At 55.8% G+C, this 22656-nt stretch carries 31 protein-coding genes; all 31 read right to left on the reverse strand.

All coding sequences use genetic code 11. The features are described 5' to 3' along the window. Positions 1–49: 49 nt before the first annotated feature. Positions 50–1066, reverse strand: coding sequence for a DNA-directed RNA polymerase subunit alpha (locus tag AQ1_RS03055; RefSeq protein WP_042084199.1), 1017 nt, complete (start codon positions 1064–1066; stop codon positions 50–52). 108 nt (positions 1067–1174) lie between these two features. After that, complete coding sequence (gene rpsK / locus AQ1_RS03060) at positions 1175–1564, reverse strand: 30S ribosomal protein S11 (protein WP_042084060.1); 390 nt, start codon at positions 1562–1564, stop codon at positions 1175–1177. A gap of 72 nt (positions 1565–1636) precedes the next feature. Next, entirely contained in the window at positions 1637–2005 is a 369-nt protein-coding gene (gene rpsM / locus AQ1_RS03065) for a 30S ribosomal protein S13 (RefSeq protein ID WP_042084064.1), read from the reverse strand. Positions 2006–2178: 173 nt separating this feature from the next. After that, entirely contained in the window at positions 2179–2826 is a 648-nt protein-coding gene (locus AQ1_RS03070) for an adenylate kinase (protein WP_042084066.1), read from the reverse strand. Then, positions 2823–4151, reverse strand: coding sequence for a preprotein translocase subunit SecY (gene secY, locus AQ1_RS03075; RefSeq protein ID WP_042084069.1), 1329 nt, complete (start codon positions 4149–4151; stop codon positions 2823–2825). The genes AQ1_RS03070 and secY overlap by 4 nt, the downstream gene beginning before the upstream one ends. A gap of 62 nt (positions 4152–4213) precedes the next feature. Next, positions 4214–4693: a 50S ribosomal protein L15 gene (gene rplO, locus AQ1_RS03080; RefSeq protein WP_042084071.1), complete on the reverse strand. Its 480-nt coding sequence runs from the start codon at positions 4691–4693 to the stop codon at positions 4214–4216. A 44-nt stretch (positions 4694–4737) separates the two neighbouring features. Next, positions 4738–4926 carry a 50S ribosomal protein L30 gene (gene rpmD / locus AQ1_RS03085; RefSeq protein WP_042084074.1) on the reverse strand — a complete coding sequence of 63 codons (189 nt, stop codon included), beginning with the start codon at positions 4924–4926 and terminating at the stop codon, positions 4738–4740. Between the two features lie 6 nt (positions 4927–4932). Beyond that, a complete protein-coding gene (rpsE, locus tag AQ1_RS03090) occupies positions 4933–5508 on the reverse strand; it encodes a 30S ribosomal protein S5 (RefSeq protein WP_042084076.1) in 576 nt (191 codons plus the stop codon). Between the two features lie 37 nt (positions 5509–5545). Further along, complete coding sequence (rplR, locus tag AQ1_RS03095; protein ID WP_042084078.1) at positions 5546–5902, reverse strand: 50S ribosomal protein L18; 357 nt, start codon at positions 5900–5902, stop codon at positions 5546–5548. Positions 5903–5914: 12 nt separating this feature from the next. Continuing rightward, entirely contained in the window at positions 5915–6448 is a 534-nt protein-coding gene (gene rplF / locus AQ1_RS03100) for a 50S ribosomal protein L6 (protein ID WP_042084081.1), read from the reverse strand. Positions 6449–6474: 26 nt separating this feature from the next. Beyond that, positions 6475–6873 (reverse strand): 30S ribosomal protein S8, encoded by a 399-nt coding sequence (gene rpsH / locus AQ1_RS03105; RefSeq protein WP_042084082.1) that lies wholly within the window; start codon positions 6871–6873, stop codon positions 6475–6477. A gap of 12 nt (positions 6874–6885) precedes the next feature. Next, positions 6886–7191: a 30S ribosomal protein S14 gene (rpsN, locus tag AQ1_RS03110; protein WP_042084085.1), complete on the reverse strand. Its 306-nt coding sequence runs from the start codon at positions 7189–7191 to the stop codon at positions 6886–6888. A gap of 18 nt (positions 7192–7209) precedes the next feature. After that, positions 7210–7770, reverse strand: coding sequence for a 50S ribosomal protein L5 (rplE, locus tag AQ1_RS03115; RefSeq protein ID WP_042084088.1), 561 nt, complete (start codon positions 7768–7770; stop codon positions 7210–7212). Next, positions 7763–8083 (reverse strand): 50S ribosomal protein L24, encoded by a 321-nt coding sequence (gene rplX / locus AQ1_RS03120; RefSeq protein ID WP_390624402.1) that lies wholly within the window; start codon positions 8081–8083, stop codon positions 7763–7765. The genes rplE and rplX overlap by 8 nt, the downstream gene beginning before the upstream one ends. Then, complete coding sequence (gene rplN, locus AQ1_RS03125) at positions 8080–8448, reverse strand: 50S ribosomal protein L14 (protein WP_042084092.1); 369 nt, start codon at positions 8446–8448, stop codon at positions 8080–8082. Before rplN ends, rplX begins: the two co-directional genes overlap by 4 nt. Before the next feature lie 42 nt (positions 8449–8490). Continuing rightward, entirely contained in the window at positions 8491–8739 is a 249-nt protein-coding gene (gene rpsQ / locus AQ1_RS03130; protein ID WP_042084094.1) for a 30S ribosomal protein S17, read from the reverse strand. A 30-nt stretch (positions 8740–8769) separates the two neighbouring features. Next, positions 8770–8961 (reverse strand): 50S ribosomal protein L29, encoded by a 192-nt coding sequence (rpmC, locus tag AQ1_RS03135; protein WP_042084096.1) that lies wholly within the window; start codon positions 8959–8961, stop codon positions 8770–8772. A 25-nt stretch (positions 8962–8986) separates the two neighbouring features. Further along, positions 8987–9397 (reverse strand): 50S ribosomal protein L16, encoded by a 411-nt coding sequence (gene rplP / locus AQ1_RS03140; protein ID WP_042084099.1) that lies wholly within the window; start codon positions 9395–9397, stop codon positions 8987–8989. 30 nt (positions 9398–9427) lie between these two features. Next, complete coding sequence (gene rpsC / locus AQ1_RS03145) at positions 9428–10123, reverse strand: 30S ribosomal protein S3 (RefSeq protein WP_042084101.1); 696 nt, start codon at positions 10121–10123, stop codon at positions 9428–9430. Between the two features lie 2 nt (positions 10124–10125). Beyond that, on the reverse strand, positions 10126–10503 hold the full coding sequence (gene rplV, locus AQ1_RS03150; RefSeq protein WP_042084103.1) for a 50S ribosomal protein L22: 378 nt from the start codon (positions 10501–10503) through the stop codon (positions 10126–10128). A gap of 2 nt (positions 10504–10505) precedes the next feature. Beyond that, positions 10506–10784: a 30S ribosomal protein S19 gene (gene rpsS, locus AQ1_RS03155; protein WP_042084105.1), complete on the reverse strand. Its 279-nt coding sequence runs from the start codon at positions 10782–10784 to the stop codon at positions 10506–10508. 14 nt (positions 10785–10798) lie between these two features. Beyond that, on the reverse strand, positions 10799–11638 hold the full coding sequence (rplB, locus tag AQ1_RS03160; RefSeq protein ID WP_042084108.1) for a 50S ribosomal protein L2: 840 nt from the start codon (positions 11636–11638) through the stop codon (positions 10799–10801). 4 nt (positions 11639–11642) lie between these two features. After that, on the reverse strand, positions 11643–11936 hold the full coding sequence (locus AQ1_RS03165; protein ID WP_042084110.1) for a 50S ribosomal protein L23: 294 nt from the start codon (positions 11934–11936) through the stop codon (positions 11643–11645). Continuing rightward, positions 11933–12553, reverse strand: a complete 621-nt coding sequence (gene rplD / locus AQ1_RS03170) for a 50S ribosomal protein L4 (protein WP_042084112.1) — start codon at positions 12551–12553, stop codon at positions 11933–11935. The genes AQ1_RS03165 and rplD overlap by 4 nt, the downstream gene beginning before the upstream one ends. Before the next feature lie 4 nt (positions 12554–12557). Then, entirely contained in the window at positions 12558–13319 is a 762-nt protein-coding gene (gene rplC, locus AQ1_RS03175; RefSeq protein WP_042084115.1) for a 50S ribosomal protein L3, read from the reverse strand. A gap of 6 nt (positions 13320–13325) precedes the next feature. Then, positions 13326–13640 carry a 30S ribosomal protein S10 gene (gene rpsJ / locus AQ1_RS03180; protein ID WP_042084117.1) on the reverse strand — a complete coding sequence of 105 codons (315 nt, stop codon included), beginning with the start codon at positions 13638–13640 and terminating at the stop codon, positions 13326–13328. 60 nt (positions 13641–13700) lie between these two features. Then, a complete protein-coding gene (tuf, locus tag AQ1_RS03185; protein WP_042084119.1) occupies positions 13701–14891 on the reverse strand; it encodes an elongation factor Tu in 1191 nt (396 codons plus the stop codon). 71 nt (positions 14892–14962) lie between these two features. Further along, positions 14963–17044, reverse strand: coding sequence for an elongation factor G (gene fusA, locus AQ1_RS03190; RefSeq protein WP_042084122.1), 2082 nt, complete (start codon positions 17042–17044; stop codon positions 14963–14965). Positions 17045–17080: 36 nt separating this feature from the next. Further along, complete coding sequence (gene rpsG / locus AQ1_RS03195; RefSeq protein ID WP_042084124.1) at positions 17081–17551, reverse strand: 30S ribosomal protein S7; 471 nt, start codon at positions 17549–17551, stop codon at positions 17081–17083. Between the two features lie 12 nt (positions 17552–17563). Continuing rightward, positions 17564–17935: a 30S ribosomal protein S12 gene (rpsL, locus tag AQ1_RS03200; RefSeq protein ID WP_042084127.1), complete on the reverse strand. Its 372-nt coding sequence runs from the start codon at positions 17933–17935 to the stop codon at positions 17564–17566. A gap of 452 nt (positions 17936–18387) precedes the next feature. Next, positions 18388–22641: a DNA-directed RNA polymerase subunit beta' gene (gene rpoC, locus AQ1_RS03205; RefSeq protein ID WP_042084129.1), complete on the reverse strand. Its 4254-nt coding sequence runs from the start codon at positions 22639–22641 to the stop codon at positions 18388–18390. Positions 22642–22656 lie beyond the last annotated feature (15 nt).

The following is a 22656-nucleotide window of genomic DNA, read 5'->3' on the forward strand; positions in this document are numbered from 1 at the left end:
TCCTTGAACACCAGCCAGGCGGACCCTCACGGGCGCGATGGCGGCAAGATCAGTATTCGTTTTCCAGCTTTTTTGCCAGATCTTCAATATTTTCGGGTGGCCAGCCGGGCAATTCCATGCCCAGTTTCAGGCCCATCTGTGTCAACACTTCCTTGATTTCATTCAAGGACTTGCGACCAAAATTCGGGGTTCTCAGCATTTCTGCTTCGGTTTTCTGAACCAGATCGCCGATATAGACGATATTGTCGTTCTTCAGGCAATTCGCCGACCGGACCGACAATTCAAGCTCATCCACCTTGCGCAGATAATTGCGATTGAACAGCGGCTCTTCTTCTTCACGACGCTCTTCAACCTGACGCGGCTCTTCAAAATTGATGAAAAGCTGCAACTGATCTTGCAGGATGCGGGCGGCAAAGGCCACCGCATCTTCGGGGCTGACCGTGCCATCGGTTTCGATTTCCATGATCAGCTTATCATAATCAAGAATTTGCCCTTCACGGGTATTCTCAACCTTATAAGCCACGCGCTTGATCGGCGAGAACAAGGCATCGATGGGGATAAGACCAATGGGCGCATCTTCAGGGCGGTTGCGATCGGCGGGCACATAGCCTTTGCCGGATTCAACCGTGAATTCCATGTTCAGCGTCGCCCCTTCATCAAGGGTGCAGATCACCAGATCCTTGTCGAGAATATCAACGCCTGCCACTTCGGAAATCTGGCCAGCGCGCACTTCGCCGGGACCGGTGGCGGTCAGATGCAGCCGCTTGGGCTGTTCGGCCTGCATGCGAATGGCCATCTGCTTGACGTTCAGGACAATGTCGGTGACATCCTCACGCACACCCGGGATCGATGAGAATTCGTGCAAAATCCCCTCAACCTGAATGCTGGTAACAGCGCCGCCCTGCAAGGACGACAGCAACACCCGGCGCAGGGCATTGCCCAAAGTCATCCCAAAGCCACGTTCCAGCGGCTCGGCCACAACCTTGGCGCGGCGTTTGGGGTCCGCACTGGGGGTGATCTCGAGCGCACTCGGCTTGATCAGTTCATGCCAGTTCTTCTGAATCACGCTAACATCCTCGCCCTTGCAAAAAGGCCATAACAAGGCGCCAAGCGCCGGTCGCGGTTCCACCCTTTATCCGCCCTGAAGGGCAAGGCCGAACCGCATGATCAGTCTTCAGACGCGGCGACGCTTCGGTGGCCGGCATCCATTATGTGGGATGGGGGTTACATCCCGGATCGCAGTGATGGTGAAACCAATCGACTGCAAGGCGCGCAGGGCCGATTCACGACCCGAACCGGGGCCTTTCACTTCCACTTCAACAATGTTCATGCCATGCTCGGCGGCTTTCTTGCCGGCATCTTCAGCGGCAACCTGGGCAGCATAGGGCGTGGATTTCCGCGACCCTTTAAAGCCCATCATGCCCGCACTGGACCAGGAAATAACATTCCCCTGCGCATCCGTGATGCTGATCATGGTATTATTGAATGACGCATTCACATGAACAACACCGCTGGTGATGTTCTTGCGCTCACGACGCTTAATCCGTGTTGGTTCTTTCGCCATTGTCTCAATTCGTCCTTCAGCGATACGGGGCAGCCCCTGAAGACCGGCAGATATGCCAGATCAGGAACCGTATTATTTCTTCTTGCCAGCAATCGGCTTGGCTTTGCCCTTGCGCGTCCGCGCATTGGTGTGGGTCCGCTGACCACGCACCGGCAAGCCACGGCGATGACGCAGGCCACGATAGGTGGCAAGATCCATCAACCGCTTGATATTCATGGCCACTTCACGACGCAGATCGCCTTCGACGACGAATTCACTATCGATCAGTTCACGAATCTGAATGACTTCCGCGTCCGTCAGCTGATGAACCCGGCGTTCTATTGGAAAGCCAAGCTTGCCACAAATATCACGCGCCTTGGTCCGACCAATGCCGTGAATATAGGTCAAGGCAATCTCGACCCGCTTGTTCGTTGGAATGTTAACGCCTGCAATACGCGCCACGACCTAACTCCTCGTCACCGTTTTCAAACGGTCTGTTGTCTCGAATCATCCGCCCGCCGAAGCGCGCGATTATATGAATCGAATGGCCATAGTCAACCATTCCGATTCTGTGAAAGCCACAAACTCCGGTGGATGGCTTTTTTCCCTTGCCAAATTGGCAAAGGCCTAAAGCCTCAAACCCCCAAAGCCTCGTCTATTGTCCGCGCAACCGCATCGATCGATTGTTCGCCATCGACCTGCAAAAGAACGCCTTTCTCCTGATAATAAGGGAGAAGAGGTTCCGTTTGCTTCTTATAGGCATCGAGCCGTGTGCGCACGGTTTCAGCATTATCGTCATCCCTGCGGATGAAATCGGTGGAGCCGCATTGATCGCACACGCCAGCTTGTGCCGGTTTCTTAAAGCGATCATGATAGCCTGCACCGCATTTCGCACAGGCATAGCGCCCGGCGACCCGCTCTACAAGGATTGAATCCGGGACTGTCACCTCGATCACGGCATCAAGCTTACGGCCGATGTCTGAAAGCATCACATCCAAAGCTTCGGCCTGTGCCACCGTCCGAGGAAACCCATCGAGCAAAAAGCCTGTGGCGCAATCATCTTCCTGAATGCGATCAGCAATGATCTGCACAACGAGATCGTCACTCACCAATTTGCCGGCATCCATGGCTTCTTTCGCCAAACGCCCGACTCTGGTTTCATTTTTCACCGCAGCCCGCAACATATCGCCGGTGCTGAGCTGTTTTAAACCATGATCCGCCTGCAAACGCTGGGCCTGGGTACCCTTGCCCGCCCCCGGCGGTCCAAGAAGAATGACGATCATCGACGCCCCCCCTTCAATCTCGACTTCTTGATCAGACCTTCATACTGGTGCGCCATCAGATGCGAATGAATCTGCCCCACGGTATCCATGGTCACGCTGACCACGATCAAAAGGCTGGTTCCACCCAGATAAAAGGGAATCGAATATTGCGATATCAGAATTTCCGGAATCACACACACGATGGCGAGATAGATCGAACCGATCACGGTCAAACGGGTGAGGACATGATCGAGATATTCCGCCGTGCGTTGGCCGGGCCGGATCCCGGGCACAAAGCCGCCATGCTTTTTCAGATTATCCGCAGTTTCCTCAGGATTGAACACGATCGCGGTATAGAAGAAGGCAAAGAAAATGATCCCCGCCGTATAAAGCGCGATATAAAGCGGCTGCCCATGGCCGAGAAGGGATGTCACCATGGTCATCCATTCCGGCCCGCCTTCGGCTGAAAAGCCCGCGATGGTCATCGGCAAAAGCAGCAGCGAACTGGCAAAAATCGGCGGAATAACGCCCGCCGTATTGAGCTTCATCGGCAGATGCGAGGTATCGCCCTGAAACATCCGGTTGCCCATCTGGCGCTTGGGATATTGTACCGTCACCCGGCGTTGGGCGCGTTCCATGAAAACAATGCCATAAATCAGCCCCACAACCCCCAAAAGCAGCAAAACGATGGCGGCGGGAGACAACAGCCCTTGTTCCCCAAGGGACAAAGCCTGACCCAGCGCCCGGGGCAATTCAGCCACAATCCCGGCAAAGATGATCAGGGAAATCCCGTTACCAACACCGCGCGCAGTGATCTGCTCACCGAGCCACATCAGGAACATGGTGCCGCCCACCAGCGTGATCACCGTGGCGATGCGGAAAAACATCCCGGGATCAAGTACCACATTCTGGGCCTCCAGCGCCATGGCAAGGCCATAGCCCTGAACCGCCGTGAGGACCACGGTTCCATAGCGGGTATATTGATTGATCTTCTTGCGCCCGGTTTCGCCTTCTTTTTTCAAGGCAGCCATCGAGGGCGACATCGAGGTCAGAAGCTGCATGATGATCGATGCCGAGATATAAGGCATGATATTCAGGGCAACGATCGACATTCTTTGCAAGGCACCGCCGGAGAACATGTTGAACATATCAAGCATGCCGCCCTGGGTGCGCTGGAAGAACTGCGACAGCGAAATCGGATCGATCCCCGGCAGGGGCACATAGGTCAAAAGCCGATAAACAATCAGCGCGCCCAAGGTAAACCACAGGCGCTTTTTCAGTTCCTCGGCCTTCGCAAAGGATTTGAAATTCAGATTGGCAGCAAGTTGCTCAGCGGCCGATGCCATCAGGATCTCCGACTACTCAAAAAAAGCGGACGCCCCTTCAAGAGGCGTCGGCATGATCAGACTTAAGCGCTGGCTTTGCTGGCAGGTCCGGTCAAGGTCACCGTTCCGCCCGCTTTTTCCACCGCTTCCACCGCCGCTTTTGAAGCGCCGGCGACCGTGAGGGTAAGCTTGGCGGTCAGTGTGCCCTTGGCGAGCAGGCGCAGGCCGTCTTTTTCCTTGCGGGCAACACCGGCGGCAACCAGGGCATCCTCATCAAGCGCGCCTTTGGGGTCGAGCTTGCCGGCATCGATGGCTTTTTGCAAACGACCCAGATTGACCACGCCATATTCCTTGCCAAACAGCATGGTAAACCCACGCTTTGGCAGGCGCATATGGATCGGCATCTGGCCGCCTTCAAAGCCCTTCACGGAATAGCCCGAGCGCGATTTCGCACCCTTCACACCCCGACCGGCGGTTTTACCCTTGCCCGATCCAATACCCCGGCCGACCCGCATCCGTTCCTTGCGGGCACCGGTATTATCTCTCAAATCATTCAAACGCATGACGTACCCTTATCACCGGTATTGTCCCGGCTTTCGTGACAGCCTCACTGATTCTCGACACGAACCAGATGCGACACTTTTGCAATCATTCCCCGTACCGCTGGTGTATCTTCCAGCTCACGGGTGCGATTCAGCTTGTTCAACCCCAGGCCGACCAGCGTTGCGCGCTGATCTTCTTTACGGCGAATGGGGCTGCCGGTCTGGGTGACCGTGACCGTTTTGGCCTTTGCCATCTGCTCTTACTCCGCGCTACCGGCAGAAAGCGAAACCTCACCCCCGCCGCTATGTTCGACAGTCGCACGCCGCGAGACGATCTCACCCACCTTTTTGCCGCGCTTGGCCGCAATCTGCCGGGGGCTGACCTGCTCTTTCAGGGCATCGAAGGTGGCTCGCACCATATTATAGGGATTGGACGTGCCCGTAGATTTGGCCACAATATCCTGAACCCCTAAGCTTTCAAAAACAGCGCGCATCGGGCCGCCGGCAATGATGCCGGTCCCCTGGGTTGCTGATCTGATCAGCACCTTGCCCGCCCCATGATGACCGAAGCTGTCATGATGCAGGGTCCGGCCTTCCCGCAGGGGAACGCGGACCATCGATTTCTTTGCGGATTCCGTCGCTTTACGGATCGCTTCCGGGACTTCCCGGGCCTTGCCTTGGCCAAAGCCAACGCGGCCTTTGCCGTCACCAACCACCACCAGGGCTGCGAAACCGAAACGTCGGCCGCCTTTCACCACCTTGGCGACACGGTTGATATGAACGAGTTTCTCAACGAACTCGCTGTCTTCGCGCTCAAACCGATCAGGGCGTGCCATCGCCTATTCCTCTCAAATCCAGTATCAAAGCGGCGGATCAGAAATCCAAACCGCCTTCGCGGGCCGCATCAGCAAGGGCTTTGACACGCCCATGATAAATAAAGCCACCACGATCGAAAACAACCTGCGTCACACCAGCCTTCACGGCCCGTTCCGCAATCAGCTTGCCCACCTTTTCAGCGGCATCCCGGTTTCCCCCGGATGTGCTTTTCAGGCTGGCATCCAATGTGGAGGCCGCAGCAAGCGTTTCACCCTTCGCATCATCGATGATCTGGGCATAAATATTCTTTGACGACCGATGCACCGACAGGCGCGGACGGCCACCGCTTTTCTTACGCAGCTGAGCGCGTGTCCGCAATCCCCGCCGCTTAAACAAATCTTTGTTCTGAGCCATCTTGAGCACCTGTTACTTCTTCTTGCCTTCCTTGCGGAAGATATACTCGCCCGAATACCGCACACCCTTGCCCTTATAGGGTTCCGGCTTGCGATAAGAACGAATGACAGCAGCCACCTGACCGACCTTTTGCTTGTCGGTGCCGGAAATGACGACAGTCGTCTGATCCGGCGTTACGATATTCACACCCTCGGGGATGGGAAAATCGATATCATGGCTGTAACCAAGCTGAAGATTGAGCGCCGATCCCTTGACCTGGGCACGATAACCCACGCCGGTGATTTCAAGCTTTTTCTCAAAGCCCTTGCTCACCCCTTCAATCAGGTTCGAGACCAGAGTGCGCTGCATCCCCCACATGGAGCGAGCCCGCTTGCTGTCATCCTTCGGCTTCACTGAAACCATATTGTCTTCCAGCGTGACGCTCACCTCGGAAACGAGGGGGGCGGCCAGCTCACCTTTCGGGCCCTTCACGGAGACGGCGCTTTCCTGAAGCGATACCGTGACACCGGAAGGAACTTCGATCGGTCTTTTTCCGATACGCGACATGTTTCTTTCCTATCCTCGAGCCAGCCCTAGAAGACCGTGCAAATCACTTCGCCGCCCACATTCTGATCCCGTGCTTCGGCATCAGACAAAACACCCTTCGGTGTGGAGACGATCGAGATGCCCAGGCCATTCGCAACGCGGGGAAGCTCTGTAACACCGGAATAAATCCGACGCCCGGGCTTTGACACACGCTGGATCGACCGGATCACCGGGTCACCTTCATGATATTTGAGGCGAATCCGCAACTCGGCTTTGTTATTGTCCAGATCGGCCCGTTCATAGCCGAGAATGAAGCCCTCGCGCTGCAGCACATCCAGCACGCGCTGACGCTGCTTTGAAGCGGGGGCCAAAATCTCATCCTTGCGGGCCTGAAGCCCATTTCGGATGCGGGTAAGCATATCACCCAATGGATCTGTCATAGACATGGGGTGCCCTCCTTACCAACTCGACTTCACGACACCGGGAAGCTGACCGGTTGAGGCCAGATCACGAAGCGCGATGCGGGAAATTCTGAACTTGCGATAATAGGCGCGGGGACGACCCGTCACCTCACAGCGGTTACGCACCCGCGTTGGGGCCGAATTCCGCGGCAGCTCAGCCAGTTGGAGACGCGCGATAAAGCGCTCTTCCTCAGGCAGCGACCGGTCTTCGGAGATCGCCTTCAGCCGTGCACGCTTTGCAGCGTACTTCTTTACAAGCGTCTTGCGATGCTCGTTCTTTTCAATGGCGCTCTTCTTAGCCATGTGCTCTACCCACCCGGCTCAGATCTGCGTGAACGGCATGTCAAAACCACGAAGAAGCTCACGCGCTTCATCATCGGTCTTGGCCGTCGTGCAGATGATAATGTCCATTCCCCGTACGTGATCAACCTGGTCATAGCTGATCTCGGGAAACACGATTTGCTCTTTCAGGCCCATGGCAAAATTGCCCCGGCCGTCAAAGCTCTTGGGATTGACCCCACGGAAATCTCGCACCCGCGGAAGGGCAACTGTTACCAGACGATCCAGAAACTCATACATGCGTTGCGCACGCAAAGTCACCTTCACACCAATCGGCATGCCTTCACGCAGCTTGAAACCGGCGATCGATTTCTTGGCGTGGGTGACAACCGGCTTTTGCCCGGAAATCGCGGTGATTTCCTGAACCACCTTATTGATGCGCTTGGAATCACCCACCGCATCGCCAACACCCACATTGATCACGATCTTATCGAGCCGGGGAACTTCAAGCGGATTTTTATAGCCGAATTTTTCCTGAAGCTGCTTGCGCACCTCGTCATAACGACCGCGCATGCGTGGCGTATAGGATTGTGCCTCAGCCATCGATTGTCTCCCCGGACTTTTTCGCCACACGAACCTTGCGGCCGCCGTCGAGAATTTTGAAACCAACCCGTGTCGGGCTGCCATCCTTGGGATCTTCAATGGCCAGATTCGAAAGCGCAATCGGCGCTTCCATCTGCTCGATACCGCCCGGCCCGGTTTGGGTGGGTTTCTTATGTTTGGTGACCATATTGACGCCCTGGACAACCGCACGGCCTTCCGTGGGGATCACTTGCGTGATCTCGCCCCGTTTGCCTTTATCGCGCCCGGCAAGAACGACGACCTTGTCGCCTTTTCTCAATTTCGCAGCCATCACAACACCTCCGGAGCAAGCGATATGATTTTCATATGCTTGCTGGCACGCAGCTCGCGCACGACCGGGCCGAAAATACGGGTCCCGATCGGTTCGCCCTGCTTGTTGATCAGGACGGCGGCATTGCGATCAAAGCGGATGGCGGAGCCGTCGGCGCGACGGACTTCCTTGGCAGTGCGAACGACGACGGCACGATGCACGTCACCCTTCTTCACACGCCCCCGTGGAATGGCTTCCTTAATGGAAACCACAATCACGTCACCAACGCCGGCGGTCTTTTTCTTGGAACCGCCCAGCACTTTGATGCACTGCACCCTCTTGGCGCCGGAATTATCGGCAACATCGAGGTTCGTTTGCATCTGGATCATGGATTCAAACCTTCAAAAGTGATGTCATCACGCCCAAAGCGATCAGACCGTTTCAACATGCTCGCCGCCAATGACGCGCCAGCATTTGTTTTTGGAGATCGGGCGGCATTCTTCAATGCGTACCCGGTCACCCGATTTCCATTCGTTCTTTTCATCATGCGCCTGATATTTTTTCGTGCGGCGCACGATCTTACCCAAGAGGGCATGCTTAAAGCGCCTTTCGACAGAAACCACAACGGTTTTGTTTGTCAGGTCGCTAACAACAGTGCCCAGCAATATGCGTTTCGGCATGACCGATCCTTCTCAACCTACCTAAATGGCTCAGGCTGCGCTGCTTTCGCCGAGAATCGTTTTGATTCTGGCGATATCGCGACGCACCTGGCGCATCCGCGCTGTATTTTCCATCTGGCCCGCGGCCGCCTGGAAACGCAGATTAAACTGTTCTTTCTTCAGCGTGCCGAGCTCAGAGGTGAGTTCGTCAGCCGTTTTTGCTCTATAGTCCGCAGCTTTCATAGCTCACGTCTCCTCAATGGTCGGCTTAAAGCTGACGCATAACGAATTTAGTGCCGATCGGCAGCTTGGAAGCCGCCCGTTCAAACGCGCCGCGGGCCAGATCTTCTGGCACCCCTTCAAGCTCGAACATGATACGGCCGGGCTTGATCCGGGCGGCCCAGAATTCAGGAGCCCCCTTCCCTTTACCCATACGCACTTCGGTCGGCTTCTTGGAAACCGGCACATCCGGGAAAACGCGAATCCAAACCTTACCTGCACGCTTGATATGCCGGGTCATCGCCCGACGTGCAGCTTCGATCTGACGCGCTGTAATACGCCCCGGCTGCGTCGCTTTCAACCCATAAGAGCCGAAATCCAGATTTGATCCGCCTTTTGCCAGGCCTTTGATACGGCCCTTATGCGCTTTGCGGAATTTTGTTCTCTTCGGCTGCAGCATGATGCTTTACCCTCAAACTCTTGGTCGTTATCAGCGACGCCCACCGGCATTCGCTGTCTGTGTGTCCTGATGGCGCTTTTCCTGAGCATAGGGATCATGTTCCATGATTTCTCCCTTAAACACCCAGACCTTGATCCCGCAGATGCCATAGGCCGTCTTGGCCCGGGCTGTGCCATAATCGATATCGGCCCGCAAGGTGTGAAGCGGCACGCGCCCTTCACGATACCATTCGGTCCGCGCGATTTCAGCACCGCCCAAACGACCGCCCGCATTAACGCGAATACCCAAAGCGCCCAAACGCATCGCCGATTGCACCGCCCGCTTCATGGCGCGACGGAATGCCACCCGCCGTTCAAGCTGTTGGGCTATGCCTTCAGCAATCAGGGTGGCATCGATTTCCGGCTTACGGATTTCAACGATGTTCAGCGTCGTTTCCTGACCCGTCAGCGCACAAAGCTCAAGACGGAGCTTATCGATATCTGCACCCTTTTTGCCGATGATCACACCCGGACGCGCGGAATACACCGTGACCCGGGGCTTTTTGGCAGGGCGTTCGATAATCACCCGGCTGACCCCGGCCTGGGCCAGACGATCCTTGATATACTCACGGATCTTCAGATCTTCATGCAGCAATTTGCCATATTCACCGCGATCCGCATACCAGCGCGAATCCCATGTCCGGTTGACGCCAAGGCGCAGACCGATCGGATTGACCTTGTGACCCATCCTTATTTCTCCTCAACTTCGCGGACAACGATCCGAAGCCGGCTGAAGGGCTTCAAAATCTTGCCGACACGACCGCGGGCACGGGCGCGAAATCTTTTCATGACCAGCGATTTGCCCACGCTTGCCTCGGCGACCACAAGCTGATCGACATCGAGATTGTGATTGTTCTCGGCATTGGCCACAGCCGATTCGAGAACCTTGCGCACCTGCTCGGCGGCACCCCGGCGGTTAAAGCGCAGGGATGCCAGCGCCTTTTCAACCGGTAAGCCTCGGATGGTTTCCGCCACCAGATTGAGCTTTTGTGGTGAACCGCGGAGCATATTGCCCACGGCCAGCGCCTCATTATCGGAAACGCGGCGCGGATTGACTTGCTTACCCACGATTACTTCCTCTTCGCCTTCTTGTCCGCCGCATGACCATAATAGGTCCGCGTCGGCGCAAATTCACCAAGCTTATGACCAACCATCTCTTCCGTAACGTAAACCGGTACGAACTTCTGACCGTTATAAACATTAAAGGTGAGGCCAACGAATTGCGGCATGATGGTGGACCGGCGCGACCAGGTTTTAATCACCTGCTTCTTGCCGGCATCCTGCATTTCCTCTGCCTTTTTGAGCAGAGAAAGTTCCACAAACGGGCCTTTCCAAACAGAACGTGCCATTTCAATCGGCCCCCTTACCGTTTCTTCTTACGGTCATGTCGTGACCGCACGATGTACTTATCAGTGGCCTTGTTCGACCGTGTTTTCGCACCCTTGGTCGGCTTGCCCCACGGGGTGACCGGATGACGGCCTCCCGATGTGCGGCCTTCACCACCACCATGAGGATGATCCACCGGGTTCATCACAACACCACGCACGGACGGACGCTTGCCAAGCCAGCGATTGCGACCGGCTTTCGCCAGGGTCTCATTCTGCTTGTCGGGATTGGAAACCGCGCCCACTGTTGCCATGCATTCGGCCCGCACCTTGCGCTGCTCACCGGATGTCAGGCGCAGAATGGCATAGCCCTGATCACGACCGACGAGCTGCACATAAGTCCCGGCAGCTCGGGCGATCTTGCCACCCGCACCGGCTTTCAGCTCGACATTATGAACGATGGTACCAACCGGAACCGATGACAAGGGCATGGCATTGCCGGGCTTTACATCGGTTTTGCTGCCGGCCACGATCTTGTCACCCGCAGCCAAACGCTGAGGCGCAATGATATAGGCCTGTTCACCATCCTCATAGGTGATGAGGGCAATGAAAGCCGACCGATTGGGATCATATTCCAACCGCTCAACAGTGGCTTCCATATCCCATTTCCGACGCTTGAAATCGATGATGCGATAGGTCCGCTTATGACCACCACCCCGACGCCGCGCGGTGATTCGGCCATTATTGTTCCGGCCACCCTTTTTGCTCAGACCTTCGGTCAATTTCTTGACCGGCGCGCCTTTATGAAGCTGCGAGCGATCAACCAGAACGAGGCCGCGCTGGCTGGGGGTCACCGGCTTATATTGTTTCAATGCCATTTGTTCAGATCCCCGTCGTCACATCGATGCTATGGCCCTCAACAAGGGTCACCATCGCTTTTCTCACATCAGGGCGACGCCCGGGAATACCCCGGAAGCGCTTGGTTTTACCCTTTGCAACCAGTGTATTGACCTTCTTCACCTTGACATCGAACAGCGCTTCCACGGCCGCCTTGATCTCGGGCTTGGTGGCGCTGGGGGCAACAATGAATGTCACCTGATTATATTCTGCACCCAATGTCGCCTTTTCGGTGATCACGGGACGCAAGATCACGTCATAATGCTTGTGGCCGGTCATTTCAGCCTCTCGCCAAGTTTTTCGAGGGCGGCTTTGGTCAGGACCAGCGTGTCGCGACGAAGAATGTCGTACACATTGGCACCCTGGCTGGGCAGCACATCGATGTTGGGAATGTTGGCAGCAGCGCGCCGCACATTCGCATCAATTTCGGAACCGTCAATGAAGAGCGCATTGGCAAGGCCAAGCTTGCTGAGCTTTTCCAGAAAGCTCTTGGTCTTTGCCTCGTCCAGTGCCAGCGTGTCAAGGATCACCAGACGACCCTCGGCCTGCTTGGCGCTGAGCGCGGTTTTCAAACCCAGCTTGCGCACTTTTTTGGGCAAAGAAAAGCCGTGATCCCGGGGAATCGGCCCGAAAGCGCGACCACCCCCACGGAACAGATTGGCGCGGCGATTGCCATGGCGGGCATTGCCGGAGCCTTTCTGATTATAGGCCTTCTTGCCGGTGGCCGTCACATCCGAGCGGAACTGAACCGCATGGGTGCCGGCCCGGCGCTTGGCAAGCTGCCAATTGACGATACGGTGAAGGATGTCGGCACGGGCTTCCAATGCGAAAATCGCATCATCAAGCTCGATCGAGCCCGCCTTTTCGGCATCCAAAGTCAAGACGTCGGCTTTCATTGCACTATTCCTTCGTCTCGTGATCAGCAGACACCGGTTCGGCCTCAACCGTCGGCGCCGCATCGGTGGCTGGAGCGGCCTGTGCATTGGCAACGGCCTTGATGGCGGCAGGGCGCGGCGCATTCTCGGGCAGCGGGAATTTTTCCGCATCCGAAACGAGAATCCACGAGCCCTTGGCACCCGGTACGGCACCGCGAACGAGGATCAGGCCCTCTTCGGCGCGCACATCCACCACTTCGAGATTTTGCGTGGTCACCCGCTCATCGCCCATATGACCGGCCATCTTCTTACCCTTGAAAACCTTTCCAGGGTCCTGGCACTGGCCAATCGAGCCATGACTACGATGCGAGATAGACACACCATGCGAAGCGCGAAGACCGCCGAAATTGTGCCGTTTCATGGCACCGGCAAATCCCTTGCCCTTGCTGTTCCCGCTCACATCCACTTTCTGGCCGGGCACAAAATGCTCAACAGAAAGAGTGGCTCCCACATCGATCAGATTATCATCCGATACGCGGAATTCGACGAGACGCATCTTAGGCTCGACTTCGGCTTTGGCGAAGTGCCCGCGCATCGGCGCAGACACATTCTTTACTTTTGCTTTGCCCGCACCAAGCTGAACGGCTGTGTAGCCATCCCGATCGGTGGTGCGCTGCGAGACAACCTGGCAATCTTCGATCTGCAGAACCGTCACGGGGACGTGCCGTCCGGCGTCATCGAAAATGCGGGTCATGCCCATTTTTTTTGCTATCAATCCGGTGCGCATTGCTGCTTACCCCTGCAGCTTGATCTCGACGTCCACACCCGCCGAAAGATCCAGCTTCATGAGTGCGTCCACCGTCTGCGGCGTGGGATCGATAATATCGAGGAGGCGTTTGTGGGTCCGCACCTCGAACTGCTCGCGCGACTTCTTATCGATGTGCGGCGAGCGCAGAACGGTAAACTTCTCGATTCGCGTCGGCATGGGGATCGGCCCCAAAACCAATGCGCCTGTCCGCTTGGCGGTGTTCGCGATTTCCCCCGAAGCCTGATCCAGGATTCGGTGATCGAACGCCTTCAATCGGATGCGTATATTTTGCGCTTCCATTATTTTGTCTTTCTCAACCGCATTTGCTGCGGATCTATCTTCAATTCAGGCGATGATCAATCAGGCAACGATCGACGCAACAACGCCGGCACCCACCGTGCGACCACCTTCGCGGATCGCGAATCGCAGGCCTTCATCCATGGCAATCGGCGCAATCAATTCAACACCAATCGTCACATTATCACCCGGCATCACCATTTCCGTGCCCTCAGGCAAGGTCACCGTCCCCGTCACATCCGTCGTCCGGAAGTAAAACTGCGGACGATAATTGGCAAAAAACGGCGTGTGGCGGCCCCCTTCTTCCTTCGTCAGAATATAGGTCTCCGCATTGAACTTCGTGTGCGGCGTGATCGAACCCGGCTTCGCCAGAACCTGACCCCGCTCAACATCATCCCGGCCAATCCCGCGCAGCAACGCGCCGATATTGTCACCAGCCTGACCCTGATCAAGCAGCTTGCGGAACATCTCAACACCCGTCACCGTCGTCTTCCGGGTCGTCGTGATCCCAACAATCTCAACTTCTTCGCCAACCTTCACAATGCCCGTCTCAACACGGCCCGTCACAACCGTCCCACGGCCCGAAATCGAAAACACATCTTCAATCGGCATCAAAAACGGCTTGTCAATCGGACGCTCAGGCGTCGGAATATAGCGATCAACTTCCGCCATCAATTCCAGAATCTTCGTCGCACCAATCTCAGGCGTCTTGTCTTCCAAAGCCGCAAGCGCCGAGCCCGAAACAATCGGAATATCATCACCAGGAAATTCATAGGCGCTCAAAAGCTCACGAATCTCAAGCTCAACAAGCTCCAAAAGCTCTTCATCGTCAACCTGATCAACCTTGTTCAAGAAAACAACGAGCGAAGGAACACCAACCTGACGCGCCAGCAGAATATGCTCGCGCGTTTGCGGCATCGGGCCATCCGCAGCCGAAACAACCAGAATCGCTCCATCCATCTGCGCCGCACCCGTGATCATGTTCTTCACATAATCCGCATGGCCCGGGCAATCCACATGCGCATAGTGACGGTTTTCCGTCTCATATTCCACATGCGAGGTCGAAATCGTGATCCCACGCTCCCGCTCCTCTGGCGCCTTATCAATATTCGCATAATCCGTGAACGTCGCGCCGCCCGTCAGCGCCAAAACCTTCGTAATCGCCGCCGTCAGGGTCGTCTTGCCATGGTCAACATGGCCAATCGTCCCAATGTTCACATGCGGCTTGTTCCGCTCAAATTTCGCCTTCGCCATTTCCTGGTCCTTTATATTTTGCCAGAGGCACCGGAGCAAATCCCCGGCGCATGAACAGGTCTTCTTGCTAATCAGCCAGCAAGCTTGGCTTTCACTTCTTCGGCCACTGCATTCGGCACATCATCATAATGGCTGAACTGCATGGTGTATTGAGCCCGGCCCTGACTGAACGAGCGGAGCTGGTTCACATAGCCGAACATATTGGCCAGCGGCACAACCGCTGTCACAACCTGGGCCACGCCACGGGCTTCAGTTCCCTGAATTTGACCGCGACGGGAATTCAGATCGCCGATCACGTCGCCCATATATTCTTCAGGCGTAACGACCTCGACCTTCATCATGGGTTCAAGCAGCTTGATCCCGGCTTTCGCTGCCGCTTCGCGCAAAGCAGCACGACCGGCGATTTCAAAGGCGAGAACGCTGGAATCGACATCATGGTATGCCCCATCAATGAGCCGCACCTTGAAATCGATGATCGGGAAGCCGATCAGCGCCCCGGATTCGGCAACATCCTTGATGCCTTTTTCAACACCGGGAATATATTCCCGAGGCACATTGCCGCCCTTGATTTCATCAGAGAATTCAAGACCATCGCCCCGCTCACCGGGAGAAACAACAATCTTGATCCGGGCAAACTGACCCGAGCCACCCGATTGCTTCTTGTGCGTATAGTCAATCTCGATTTCACGGGCAAAGGTTTCACGATAAGCCACCTGGGGCGCGCCCACATTGGCTTCAACCTTGAATTCCCGCTTCATGCGATCGACCAGAATATCGAGATGCAATTCGCCCATGCCCGCAATCACGGTCTGGCCCGATTCCTCATCGGAGCGAACGCGGAAGCTGGGATCTTCGGCAGCCAGACGATGGAGAGCGATCCCCATCTTTTCCTGATCGGCTTTTGATTTCGGCTCCACGGCCACGGAAATCACCGGATCGGGGAATTCCATACGCTCGAGAATGATCGGGGCATTGGCCGCACAGAGCGTATCGCCGGTGGTGGTATCTTTCAAACCAGCCAAAGCCACGATATCGCCCGCATAGGCATCTTCCAGTTCCTCACGGGAATTGGCATGCATCAACAGCATCCGGCCGATTTTTTCCTTCTTACCCTTCACCGTATTGGTGACCTGATCAGCGCGGCTCAGCTTACCGGAATAAATCCGGGCAAAGGTGAGGGTGCCCACGAAAGGATCGTTCATGATCTTGAAAGCAAGGGCCGAGAAGGGCTCTTCGTCGCTGGATTTCCGCTCCATGTGCTTTTCGGCATCATCAACCGAAACGCCCTTGATCGCGGGGACTTCGGTGGGAGCCGGAAGATAATCGACCACCGCATCCAAAAGCGCCTGCACGCCCTTGTTCTTGAAAGCCGAGCCACACAGAACCGGAACGAAATTGAGACCGATGGTGCCTTTGCGAATGGCCGCTTTCAATTCGGCTTCGCTGGGCTCTTCGCCTTCCAGGTATTTTTCCATCAAGGCTTCATCAACCTCAACGGCGGTTTCGATCATTTCCTGACGCGCCAGTTCGCAATCGTCTTTCATGTCAGCTGGAATATCGGCGACATCCCATTCTGCACCCAAAGATTCATCGTGCCAGATAAAGGCTTTCATGGTCAGAAGATCGACGAGGCCGACAAATTCCGATTCGGCACCGATGGGCATGTGAATGACCAGAGGCACGGCGCCCAAACGGGTTTTCATCATATCAACGCAGCGCGAGAAATTCGCCCCCATGCGGTCCATCTTATTGACGAAACACATCCGCGGGACTTTGTATTTATCAGCCTGCCGCCACACGGTTTCCGACTGTGGCTCAACACCGGCAACCGAATCGAACACCGCAACCGCACCATCCAGAACCCGCAAGGACCGCTCGACTTCAATGGTGAAATCCACGTGGCCCGGGGTGTCGATGATATTGATCCGGTGATCTTTCCAAAAACAGGTGGTGGCAGCAGAGGTGATCGTGATGCCACGCTCTTGTTCCTGCTCCATCCAATCCATGGTCGCCGAACCTTCATGCACTTCGCCGATCTTGTGGGAACGGCCCGTGTAATAAAGGATGCGTTCGGTCGTCGTGGTCTTGCCGGCATCGATGTGGGCCATGATGCCGATATTGCGATACCGAAGAAGGGGCGTCTGACGTGACATGACTTGACAAGCTCTCTGTCTGGTGGGGCGGCTGAATTACCAGCGATAATGCGAAAAGGCTTTATTGGCATCTGCCATGCGATGCGTATCTTCACGCTTCTTCACGGCGGCACCACGATTATTGGAGGCATCCAGCAATTCATTTGCCAAACGCTCACCCATGGTTTTTTCACTGCGCTTTCTGGCCGCATCGATCAGCCAGCGAATCGCCAAAGCCTGGGCGCGATCAGACCGCACTTCCACAGGGACCTGATAAGTGGCCCCACCAACCCGGCGCGAGCGCACTTCGATGGCAGGCTTCACATGATCAAGGGCTTCATGGAAAACCGGCAGCGGATCGGTTTTCGCACGTGCTTCAACCTGATCGAAGGCACCATAGACGATTGTTTCTGCAATCGACTTTTTGCCGTCATACATCAGGCTATTGACGAATTTAGTGAGAACAACATCCCCGAATTTTGGATCAGGAAGGATTTCTCGTTTTTCCGCACGATGGCGACGTGACATCGCTCTATCCTCTTATTTCGGACGCTTGGCGCCATATTTCGAACGGGACTGACGACGGCTGGACACACCCTGCGTATCCAGAACACCACGCAGAATGTGGTAACGGACACCGGGCAGATCCTTTACACGACCGCCACGAATGAGAACGACCGAATGTTCCTGCAGATTATGCCCCTCACCGGGGATATAGCTGGTCACTTCGATCGAATTGGTCAAACGGACACGAGCCACCTTACGCAGGGCCGAATTCGGCTTCTTTGGAGTGGTCGTATATACGCGCGTACAAACGCCACGCTTTTGCGGGCACGCATCAAGGGCAGGAACCTTATTGCGTTTTACGGGCGCCTTGCGCGGCCTGCGCACGAGCTGATTGATAGTCGGCATGCGTCCTCTTCTTCCACTTGGCTGCTGGAATGGCCCTGACTGTCGAACATGTACCGCATAAAAATGCAGCCGCATCGTCTCCGGCACTTTGCCGCCAGAGATGTTCGGCAACCAGGTGATCCAGTAAAGTCATTCCGTTTTAGCTCGTACGACACCGGTGTCTGGCAGGAAAAACTGCCACCACCCGGGCCCGAGCGAGGTGCGCACTATATGCACGGCCTTCATGGGCGTCAACCGAAATAACCAGACTAATTTTCTTCTGTTCTCGAATGCTTTTCCGACAGATGCACAATGATTTTTGTGCCAGAAATCAGTAACGGTCGAGCCTCTTGGCTATCCATACAAGCAAAACGGGCACCAAGCCGAAGCTGGCACCCGTTTTTAAGATATTCAAGACTCAGGCCTGTCGCCTAAAACCGGAAGCTGATACCGATCCTCGGCCTTTTATGACCTCAGCCTTCTGATGAGCCTTCAGACCCGGCATCCTGCGCCGCGGCTTCAGAGGCTGCCTCAGAGGCCGCCTGTGTTGCCGCCGCTTGTGCCGCCAGTTTCGAGGCTTCGGCTTCGGCCTGCTGGCGCAGTTGGAATTCCTGATCCCGGCGGCCCGCTTCATCTTTCAAGCGGCGCATCACCGCCCCCGTCCCAGCCGGGATGAGGCGACCCACGATCACATTTTCCTTCAGCCCCACAAGATTATCCACCTTGCCCGCAACCGAGGCTTCGGTGAGCACGCGCGTGGTTTCCTGGAAGGATGCGGCAGAGATGAACGACCGCGTTTGCAGACTGGCCTTGGTGATCCCCAAAAGCACCGGCTTGCCTTGCGCAGGCATCCGTCCGGCTTTTTCCAGCTTTTCGTTTTCGATCTCCATCTCTTCGCGATCCACTTGCTCGGCCAGCAGGAAGGTCGATTCGCCGGGATGGGTGATCTCTACTTTTTGCAGCATCTGGCGAACGATCACTTCAATATGCTTGTCGTTGATCTTCACGCCCTGCAAGCGATAGACATCCTGCACTTCCTGCACGAGATAAGAAGCGAGAGCCGCCGTGCCCATCACTTCAAGAATATCATGGGGCGCTGGGTTACCATCGAGGAGATATTCCCCCTTCAGGATATGATCCCCTTCCCGCACCGAGATATGCTTACCTTTGGGGACCAGATATTCGACCGGCTCATCGCCATCGGTATCCGGACGAATGATGATGCGGCGCTTGTTTTTAAAATCGCGGCCAAATTCCACGGTCCCATCTTTTTCGGCGATGATCGCGTGTTCCTTGGGACGGCGGGCTTCAAACAATTCCGCCACGCGCGGCAGACCCCCGGTGATATCGCGGGTTTTTGCAGCTTCCCGGGGAATACGCGCGATCACATCACCAGCGCTGACACGCTGGCCATCCTCGACCGACAAAATGGCATCCACCGACATGAAATAGCGGGCTTCGGTGCCATTGGCCAATTCAACCACTTCGTCATTCTTATCGCGCAAGGTCAGGCGCGGGCGCAACTCGCCACCTTTGGGAGACGACCGCCAATCCATCACCACCTTCGAGGTGATGCCCGTGGTTTCATCGACCACGTCCTTGACCGATACGCCATCGATCAGATCGATCATGCGCACGATACCGGATTTTTCGGTGATGATCGGGATGGTGTAGGGATCCCAATCACAGAGCTTTGCACCTTTTTTCACTTCCTGGCCATTGCTCACCATCAGCCGCGCCCCGAAAGGCACACGATGGGTTGAACGGGCCCGACCTTCGCCATCGATCAGGGCGATTTCCAGATTGCGGCTCATGACGATCTGCCGTCCCTTGGAATCAGGAACCGCATGGGCCTGTTCATATTGCACGGTGGCATCATAGCCGGCTTCCAGCGACGATTGCTCAGACACTGTCGCCGTACCGCCGATATGGAAGGTGCGCATGGTGAGCTGGGTGCCCGGCTCGCCAATCGACTGGGCTGCAATGACACCCACGGCTTCGCCCATATTCACCGGCGTTCCGCGCGCCAGATCCCGCCCATAACAAAGGGCGCAGGTGCCCGCGCGGGTTTCGCAGGTAAGCACCGACCGAATACGCACCGACGTGACTCCGGCCTGCTCCACTCTTTCCGCCTCGATCTCATTGAGGGGCGTGCCCGCCGCAACCAACAGATCACCCGAAACGGGGTCCATGATATCAATGGCAGCCGTGCGGCCCAGAATCCGCTCTGACAAGCTGACCACGGTTTCCCCGGATTCGACGACTTCAGTGAGATCAAGGCCTTTTTCGGTGCCACAATCATGCTCGACGATCACGCAATCCTGGCTCACATCCACCAGACGACGGGTGAGATAGCCGGAATTGGCGGTTTTCAGAGCCGTATCGGCCAGACCCTTCCGGGCCCCATGGCTTGAATTGAAATATTCAAGAACCGACAGGCCTTCCTTAAAGTTCGAGATGATCGGGGTTTCGATGATTTCACCCGAAGGCTTGGCCATCAAGCCCCGCATCCCGGCCAGCTGCTTCATCTGCGCGGGTGAACCACGCGCCCCGGAATGGGACATCATATAGATGGAATTGATCTCCATCTCCCGGCCCGTCACCTTATCCATGCGGCGCGCCGAGATTTCCTGCATCATTTCATCGGCCACCTTGTCGGTGCATTGGGCCCAGGCATCAACAACCTTGTTGTATTTTTCACCCTGCGTGATGAAACCATCCTGATATTGTTCTTCATATTCCTTCACCAAAGATTTGGTTTCATCGACCAAACGCACCTTGGTATCAGGAATCACCATGTCATCCTTGCCAAAGGAAATGCCCGCGCGGCAGGCATGGGCAAAGCCCAAAGCCATGATGCCATCGGCAAACAGCACGGTCTGCTTCTGACCGCAATGGCGATAGACGATATCGATGACTTCGGAAATTTCCCGCTTGGTCATCAACTTATTGATGGTGGAAAAGGGGATATTCTTATTTTTCGGGAAATGCTGCGACAGCAACATGCGGCCCGGCGTCGTATTTTCCCGCCGGGTCACGGGATCGCCATTTTCATCCACCGTATGAACCCGCGCGATGATCTTGCTGTGCAGGGTCACCACATGATTATCGAGGGCATATTGGATTTCATCGAGCGAGCCAAAGATCATACCTTCGCCCGGCTCGTTTTCACGCTCCAGCGTAATATAATAAAGCCCCAGAACGATATCCTGGCTGGGCACGATGATCGGCTTACCATTGGCCGGGCTGAGGATGTTATTCGTGGACATCATCAGCACCCGCGCTTCAAGCTGCGCTTCCAAAGACAAGGGCACATGCACGGCCATCTGGTCGCCATCGAAATCGGCATTGAAGGCGGCGCACACCAGCGGATGAAGCTGGATCGCCTTGCCTTCGATGAGCACCGGCTCGAACGCCTGAATGCCCAAACGGTGAAGCGTTGGCGCGCGATTGAGCATCACGGGATGTTCGCGGATCACCTCATCGAGAATGTCCCACACCTCGCGCCGCTCTTTTTCAACCAGCTTTTTCGCCTGCTTGATGGTGGTGGCGATGCCCTTTTTATCGAGCCGCGAATAGATGAAGGGCTTGAACAGTTCCAGCGCCATCTTCTTGGGCAGGCCACATTGATGGAGCTTCAGTTCCGGCCCCACAACGATCACCGAACGACCGGAATAATCGACGCGCTTGCCCAGCAGATTCTGGCGGAAACGGCCCTGCTTGCCTTTCAGCATATCGCTCAGCGATTTCAGCGGGCGTTTGTTATTGCCGGTAATGGTGCGGCCCCGCCGACCATTATCGAACAGCGCATCCACCGCTTCCTGCAGCATCCGCTTTTCATTTCGGATGATGATATCAGGCGCCCGCAATTCGATCAGCCGCTTCAGGCGGTTATTGCGGTTGATCACCCGGCGATAGAGATCATTGAGATCGGAAGTTGCGAACCGACCGCCATCGAGCGGCACCAGCGGGCGCAATTCGGGCGGGATCACCGGGATGATGGTCATGATCATCCATTCCGGGCGATTGCCGGATTCGATGAAGCTTTCCACCACCTTCAGCCGCTTGACGATCTTTTTGGGCTTCAGTTCCGATTTGGTTTCCGCCAGATCTTTCAGCAGGGTTTCGCGCTCGGCTTCCAGATCAAGGGTTTCCATCATATGGCGGATGGCTTCAGCACCGATCCCGGCGGTGAAGCTGTCTTCGCCATATTCATCCTGCGCCCGATAGAAATCTTCTTCTGAGAGAAGCTGATATTTCTTCAGTGGGGTCAGCCCCGGCTCGGTGACGATGAAGCTTTCAAAATAAAGCACCCGCTCAAGATCCTTGAGCATCATATCAAGGAGCAGACCAATCCGCGATGGCAGCGATTTCAGGAACCAGATATGCGCGACCGGGGCCGCCAATTCGATATGGCCCATGCGTTCACGCCGCACTTTTGAAAGGGTGACTTCAACACCGCATTTCTCGCAGATGATCCCGCGATATTTCATGCGTTTGTATTTGCCACACAGGCATTCATAGTCCTTGATCGGACCAAAGATGCGCGCACAGAACAGGCCATCCCGTTCCGGCTTGAAGGTACGATAGTTGATCGTTTCGGGCTTTTTGATTTCACCGAAAGACCATGACCGGATCCGTTCGGGGCTGGCGAGCGAGATCTTGATACGATCAAAGCTCTCCGGCTTTTGGCCCGGGTTGAAGAAATTCATCAGTTCCTGATTCATCTCAGAACGCTTCCC

Source organism: Iodidimonas nitroreducens, assembly GCA_000710935.1.
Classification (GTDB): Bacteria; Pseudomonadota; Alphaproteobacteria; order Sphingomonadales; family Rhodothalassiaceae; genus Iodidimonas; species Iodidimonas nitroreducens.

Excerpts from the sequence above, each read along its gene's own strand:
- rpsN (WP_042084085.1), bottom strand. The coding sequence starts at position 7,191 with ATGGCTAAGAAGAGCGCCATTGAAAAGAACGAGCATCGCAAGACGCTT.
- rpsL (WP_042084127.1), bottom strand. The coding sequence starts at position 17,935 with ATGCCGACTATCAATCAGCTCGTGCGCAGGCCGCGCAAGGCGCCCGTA.
- rpsS (WP_042084105.1), bottom strand. The coding sequence starts at position 10,784 with ATGGCACGTTCTGTTTGGAAAGGCCCGTTTGTGGAACTTTCTCTGCTC.
- rpmC (WP_042084096.1), bottom strand. The coding sequence starts at position 8,961 with ATGAAAGCTGCGGACTATAGAGCAAAAACGGCTGACGAACTCACCTCT.
- rpsK (WP_042084060.1), bottom strand. The coding sequence starts at position 1,564 with ATGGCGAAAGAACCAACACGGATTAAGCGTCGTGAGCGCAAGAACATC.
- rpsG (WP_042084124.1), bottom strand. The coding sequence starts at position 17,551 with ATGTCACGTCGCCATCGTGCGGAAAAACGAGAAATCCTTCCTGATCCA.
- rplO (WP_042084071.1), bottom strand. The coding sequence starts at position 4,693 with ATGCGTTTGAATGATTTGAGAGATAATACCGGTGCCCGCAAGGAACGG.
- rplR (WP_042084078.1), bottom strand. The coding sequence starts at position 5,902 with ATGGCTCAGAACAAAGATTTGTTTAAGCGGCGGGGATTGCGGACACGC.
- rplB (WP_042084108.1), bottom strand. The coding sequence starts at position 11,638 with ATGGCATTGAAACAATATAAGCCGGTGACCCCCAGCCAGCGCGGCCTC.
- tuf (WP_042084119.1), bottom strand. The coding sequence starts at position 14,891 with ATGGCGAAGGCGAAATTTGAGCGGAACAAGCCGCATGTGAACATTGGG.
- fusA (WP_042084122.1), bottom strand. The coding sequence starts at position 17,044 with ATGTCACGTCAGACGCCCCTTCTTCGGTATCGCAATATCGGCATCATG.
- secY (WP_042084069.1), bottom strand. The coding sequence starts at position 4,151 with ATGGCATCGGCCGCTGAGCAACTTGCTGCCAATCTGAATTTCAAATCC.
- rpsJ (WP_042084117.1), bottom strand. The coding sequence starts at position 13,640 with ATGGAAGCGCAAAATATACGCATCCGATTGAAGGCGTTCGATCACCGA.
- rpsQ (WP_042084094.1), bottom strand. The coding sequence starts at position 8,739 with ATGCCGAAACGCATATTGCTGGGCACTGTTGTTAGCGACCTGACAAAC.
- rpmD (WP_042084074.1), bottom strand. The coding sequence starts at position 4,926 with ATGGCAAAGGCCAAAACGGTCACGGTCACCCAGACCGGCAGCCCCATT.
- rplF (WP_042084081.1), bottom strand. The coding sequence starts at position 6,448 with ATGTCGCGTATCGGAAAAAGACCGATCGAAGTTCCTTCCGGTGTCACG.
- rplC (WP_042084115.1), bottom strand. The coding sequence starts at position 13,319 with ATGCGCACCGGATTGATAGCAAAAAAAATGGGCATGACCCGCATTTTC.
- rpsE (WP_042084076.1), bottom strand. The coding sequence starts at position 5,508 with ATGGCACGCCCTGATCGGTTTGAGCGCGAAGACAGCGAGTTCGTTGAG.
- rpsH (WP_042084082.1), bottom strand. The coding sequence starts at position 6,873 with ATGTCTATGACAGATCCATTGGGTGATATGCTTACCCGCATCCGAAAT.
- AQ1_RS03165 (WP_042084110.1), bottom strand. The coding sequence starts at position 11,936 with ATGACCGGCCACAAGCATTATGACGTGATCTTGCGTCCCGTGATCACC.
- rpoC (WP_042084129.1), bottom strand. The coding sequence starts at position 22,641 with ATGAATCAGGAACTGATGAATTTCTTCAACCCGGGCCAAAAGCCGGAG.
- rplN (WP_042084092.1), bottom strand. The coding sequence starts at position 8,448 with ATGATCCAGATGCAAACGAACCTCGATGTTGCCGATAATTCCGGCGCC.
- rpsC (WP_042084101.1), bottom strand. The coding sequence starts at position 10,123 with ATGGGTCACAAGGTCAATCCGATCGGTCTGCGCCTTGGCGTCAACCGG.
- AQ1_RS03070 (WP_042084066.1), bottom strand. The coding sequence starts at position 2,826 with ATGATCGTCATTCTTCTTGGACCGCCGGGGGCGGGCAAGGGTACCCAG.
- rplP (WP_042084099.1), bottom strand. The coding sequence starts at position 9,397 with ATGCTGCAGCCGAAGAGAACAAAATTCCGCAAAGCGCATAAGGGCCGT.
- rplE (WP_042084088.1), bottom strand. The coding sequence starts at position 7,770 with ATGGCTGAGGCACAATCCTATACGCCACGCATGCGCGGTCGTTATGAC.
- rplD (WP_042084112.1), bottom strand. The coding sequence starts at position 12,553 with ATGAAAGCCGACGTCTTGACTTTGGATGCCGAAAAGGCGGGCTCGATC.